At 75.2% G+C, this 4,984-nt stretch carries 4 protein-coding genes; 2 read left to right on the top strand and 2 right to left on the bottom strand.

Annotated features, from left to right (window positions below; translation table 11 throughout):
• Positions 1–1,042 (bottom strand): DUF4349 domain-containing protein (locus UW392_RS61740; RefSeq protein ID WP_320784282.1); only part of this gene is annotated, 1,042 nt, incomplete at its 3' end.
• Between the two features lie 190 nt (positions 1,043–1,232).
• On the opposite strand from UW392_RS61740, the gene hemG reads away from it, so the two are divergent.
• Positions 1,233–2,699 carry a protoporphyrinogen oxidase gene (hemG, locus tag UW392_RS61735; RefSeq protein WP_320784281.1) on the top strand — a complete coding sequence of 489 codons (1,467 nt, stop codon included), beginning with the start codon at positions 1,233–1,235 and terminating at the stop codon, positions 2,697–2,699.
• Positions 2,700–2,703: 4 nt separating this feature from the next.
• On the top strand, positions 2,704–3,435 hold the full coding sequence (gene hemQ, locus UW392_RS61730; protein ID WP_320784280.1) for a hydrogen peroxide-dependent heme synthase: 732 nt from the start codon (positions 2,704–2,706) through the stop codon (positions 3,433–3,435).
• A 58-nt stretch (positions 3,436–3,493) separates the two neighbouring features.
• Here the strand turns inward: hemQ and UW392_RS61725 are convergent.
• Positions 3,494–4,984, bottom strand: a 1,491-nt coding sequence (locus UW392_RS61725; RefSeq protein ID WP_320784279.1) for an alpha/beta hydrolase, incomplete at its 5' end; no start/stop codon positions are given.

Below are 4,984 nucleotides of genomic sequence, written 5' to 3'. Positions count from 1 at the left end.
CCCTGCCCAGTACGCCGAGCCCCAGCGCGCCGATCGAATCGCCGGTCACGTCCTGCGCGGTGCCGAGGCTGTTCACCCGCCCCAGCAGATGATCCGGCGTGTTGCTCTGGATCAGCATGAACTGCAGAAGTGAGGCGATAGCGTTGGCGTAGCCGTAGCACACCAGCGCCAGCAGCGCCGCGACCGCCGCGAACGGCAGCACGGCGCCGAGCACGACCGATATCCCGCGCAGCGTCGCAACGAACGCGTCCCAGCCGCCCGCCAGCGCGTCGGTGAACCCGGTGGGTTCCTCCTCGTCGTCCGCCGCCCGCACCGGCGGCTCGGACAGTGTCAGGGTGATCGTCGCCAGCTCCGTACGGTCCTTCAGCGACGCCTGACGGGCCAGCAGCGACTCCAGCTCGGCCTGACGCGTGCTCAGTTCGCTCTCCAGCGTCACCACGTCGCTCAGCCGGGTCGCCCGGTCCATCAGCTCCCGGACCCGGGCCACGCTGGCGCGCTGGGAGGCGATCCGGCTCTCCACGTCCACCACCTGGTCGGTGACGTCCTGCGCCTTGGCGCTGCGCGCCAGCAGTTCGCCGGTGCCCGCCAGGGCGTCGAGGAGCTCCTGGTAGGAGTCGGCGGGCACCCGCAGCACCGCGCGGGTGTGCTCGCGGCCGTCCTCGTCGCGTTCGGTGGTCTCGTCGCCGACGTAGCCGCCCGCGGTCCCGGCGGCGGTCCGGGCCCGGTCCAGGGCCTTGGACACGTCCTTGACCCGCACGTCGAGCGAGGCGGTACGGATGATGTGTGCCGCGTCGGTCTCGGACGGCGCGGTGGCCCGCGACCCCTCGGGCCCCTCGGCGCCCCCGGCCTCCTCCTTCGCGCCCCCGGCCTCCTCCTGCGCGCCGTCGGCGGGAGCCTGCGCGCCCGAGCCGGCGGCGGCCCCCTTGTCCCCGCCGCTGTCCGAGGCGCCGTCGCCCGCCGAGCATCCGGTCAGCGCGAGGGCCGCCGCCAGCAGCAGCGCGGCCAGGGCCGGTACGGGACGTGCGGAACGGTGTGTGCGCATGGGCCACCCCCGGGTCGTGAACGACTGGTGCTCCTTCGACGCCGCGGCGGACCGGAACGTTGGAGCGCGGCGGTCCCGATGCGGTCACGGTCCGGACTCGCCCCGGACACCGCCGGGCCGGTACCGCCGCCGGACACCGGGGCCGTCCGGCCCTGGCGGGACTGTCGGTGCCGTCTGGCAGGGTGGAACCATGAACGCAAGCGGGGCCCGTGCGGACACGGGCCATGTCGTCGTCATCGGAGCCGGTATCGCCGGCCTGGCCGCCGCGCACCGGCTGCTGGGGCGCGGCGCGCGGGTGACCGTCCTCGAAGCGTCGGACCGGGTCGGCGGCAAGCTGCTGGCCGGGGAGATCGAGGGCGTCCGCGTCGACCTCGGCGCCGAGTCGCTGCTGGCCCGCCGCCCCGAGGCCGTCGGTCTCGCCCGCGAGGCCGGTCTCGCCGACCGCCTCCAGCCGCCGGCCACCGCGACGGCCGCCCTGTGGACCCGCGGCGCGCTGCGCCCCATGCCCAAGGGCCACGTCATGGGCGTCCCCGGCACCGCCGCCGCCCTGTCCGGCGTGGTCTCCGCGGAGGGCCTCGCCCGCATCGAGCGCGACGCGGAACTGCCGCCCACCGAGGTCGGCGACGACGTGGCGGTGGGGGAGTACGTCGCGGCGCGGCTCGGCCGCGAGGTCGTCGACCGGCTCGTGGAACCCCTGCTCGGCGGGGTCTACGCGGGCGACGCCTACCGCATCTCCATGCGCTCCGCCGTACCGCAGCTCTTCGACGCCGCGCGGGAGCACACCTCCCTCACCGAGGCGGTCCGCGCGATCCAGGGCCGCACGGCCGCCGCTCCCCAGCCGGGCGGGCCCGTCTTCATGGGCATCGAGGGCGGCATCGGCACGCTGCCCGTGGCCGTCGTCGACACGGTCCGCGCGCGCGGCGCCGAGATCCTGCTGAACACGCCGGTCACGGAGGTGCGGCGGACCGCGCCCACCGGCTGGCGCGTCACCGCGGGCGACCGCGTGCTGGAGGCCGACGGCGTGATCGTCGCCGTGCCCGCCCCGGCCGCCTCCGCCCTGCTGCGCGCCGAGGCCCCCGCCGCCGCGGCCGAGCTGACCGCCGTCGAGTACGCCTCCATGGCGCTGATCACCCTCGCCTACCGCCGCGCGGACGCCGCCGTCCTCCCCGAGGGCAGCGGCTTCCTGGTGCCGCCGGTCGACGGACACACCATCAAGGCGTCCACCTTCGCCTCCCGCAAGTGGGGCTGGATCGACGCCGAGGACCCGGACCTGGTCGTGCTGCGCGCCTCGGTCGGCCGCCACGGCGAGACGGAGATCCTCGGCCGGGACGACGCCGCCCTGGTCGACGTCTCCCGCCGCGACATCGAAGAGGCCACCGGTCTCGCCGCCGCGCCCGTCGCCACCCGCGTCACCCGCTGGCGGGACGGACTGCCGCAGTACCCCGTCGGCCACCACGCGCGCGTGGCGCGCGTCCGCGAACACGTCGCGAAACTCCCCGGCCTCGCGGTCTGCGGCGCGGCCTACGACGGCGTCGGCGTCCCGGCGTCGATCGCGAGCGCGTACGCGGCCGTCGACCAGCTCCACGGAGACCTGAGCGGTGTGGAAGAACTCACCGCCCACCCGGTGCGGAGCCTGCACGGCGGAGCGGGAGAATAAGGCCATGAGTGACGACGCCTCCACCCCCGCCGCCGAGCGCATCCCCAACAAGGGCAAGCTGGCCAAGGACCTCAACGAGGTCATCCGCTACACCCTCTGGTCCGTCTTCAAGCTCAAGGACGCGCTCCCCGAGGACCGCGCCGGGTACGCCGACGAGGTCCAGGAGCTGTTCGACCAGCTCGCCGCCAAGGACGTCACGGTCCGCGGCACCTACGACGTCTCCGGGCTGCGCGCCGACGCCGACCTGATGATCTGGTGGCACGCCGAGACCGCCGACCAGCTCCAGGAGGCGTACAACCTCTTCCGGCGCACGAAGCTGGGCCGCGCCCTGGAGCCGGTGTGGTCGAACATGGCGCTGCACCGCCCCGCCGAGTTCAACCGCTCGCACATCCCGGCGTTCCTCGCCGACGAGACGCCGCGGAACTACATCAGCGTCTACCCCTTCGTGCGCTCCTACGAGTGGTACCTGCTCCCCGACGACGAGCGCCGCAAGATGCTCGCAGACCACGGCAAGATGGCCCGCGGCTACCCCGACGTGCGCGCCAACACGGTCGCCTCGTTCTCCCTCGGCGACTACGAGTGGATGCTCGCCTTCGAGGCCGACGAGCTGTACCGCATCGTCGACCTCATGCGCCACCTGCGCGGCTCGGAGGCCCGCCGCCACGTCCGCGAGGAGGTCCCGTTCTACACCGGGCGCCGCAAGGACATCGGCGAACTGGTGGCCGGGCTCGCCTGAGACGCTCGCTCCGCCGGGCCGGCTCTTCCGGACGGCTCTCCGGGGCCGGCTCTCCCGGTCAGCTCCCCGGGGCCGGCATCGGGGCCCGGCGCCCGGCGCAGGACGCGTCCTGCGCCGGCAGCCGGCCCTCCAGCAGGTACGCCTCCAGATGGGCGTTGACGCACGCGTTCGGCCCGCCCGCGATGCCGTGGGTACCGGCGTCCCGCTCGGTGACCAGCACCGAGCCCGCCAGCCGGCGCCGCAGCTCCAGCGCGCCCTCGTACGGCGTGGCCGCGTCCCGCTCGGCGGCCAGGACGAGCACCGGCGGCAGCTCGCCCGGCGCGGTCCGCACATCCAGGGGCCGCTGCCGAGGCGCCCGCCAGTAGGCGCAGGGCAGGTTGGTCCACACGTTGTCCCACGTCTCGAACGGCGCGCGGCGGGCGAGACGCGTGTTGTCCCGGTCCCAGACGGCGAAGTCGGTCGGCCAGGGCGCGTCGTTGCACTCGACGGCCGTGTACACCGCGCCGGAGTTCTCCGCTCCGGCCGCCGCCTCCGGGTGCCGGCCCGCCAGTTCCGCCAGCGGCCCGTCGTCCCCCTTCAGATAGGCCGACAGCGCGCGGGCCCGGTGCGGCCAGTGGTCGTCGTAGTAGCCCGCCTTGAGGAACGCGCTCTGGAGCTGGGCGGGGCCCACCGTGCCGCCGGCCGGGCGCTCGGCCAGCCGCGCGCTCGCCCGCTCGTAGGCGCGCTGCACCTCGCGCGGGGTGTCGCCGAGCCCGTACACGCCGTCGTGCGCGGCGATCCACTTCTTGTAGTCCCGCCAGCGGTGCTCGAACGCGGCGGACTGGTCGAGGTTGTTGCGGTACCAGACGCGCTCGGGGTCGGGGTTCACCACCGAGTCGAACACCATCCGCCGTACGTGCCCGGGGAACAGCTCCGCGTACAGCGCGCCGAAGTACGTGCCGTACGACGCCCCCATGAAGGTCAGCTTCCGCTCGCCGAGCGCGGCCCGGATCACCTCCAGGTCCCGGGCGTTGTTGAGCGAGTGGAAGTGCCGCAGCGCGTCGCCGGTCCGCTCCGCGCAGCCACGCGCGTACGCCTCGGCCTCGGCGGCCCGCTCCCGCTTGTACGCGTCCGAGGGCTGCTCCGGGGCGGGCCGGGGACCCTTGAAGCGCGTCTTCGGGTCCTGGCAGGACAGCGGCGCGGAGGGCGCCACCCCGCGCGGCGCGTAGCCGACCAGGTCGTACGCCGCCGCCAGCCGCTTCCACTCGGGCACCATGCCGATCAGCGGGAAGTGCAGCCCTGAGGCGCCGGGCCCGCCCGGGTTGTAGACGAGCGCGCCCTGCCGGGCCACCGCCCGCCCGCCGCCCCGCGGGTTCTTGCCCGTGGCGCGGACCCGGCCGACGGCCAGCTCGATCCGCTCGCCGCCGGGGCGCGCGTAGTCGAGCGGGACGGAGACCTTGCCGCAGCGCATGGTGTCCGGCAGCTCCGCCGCGTCGGGGCAGGCGCCGAACGTGATCCCGGCCGCGGCGGCACGGGCGGCGGCCAGCTCCGTGCCCCGGCGCTCCGCGGC

This window comes from Streptomyces sp. CRN 30 (genome assembly GCF_034105845.1).
This window is presented reverse-complemented; position numbering and strand designations above follow the sequence as displayed.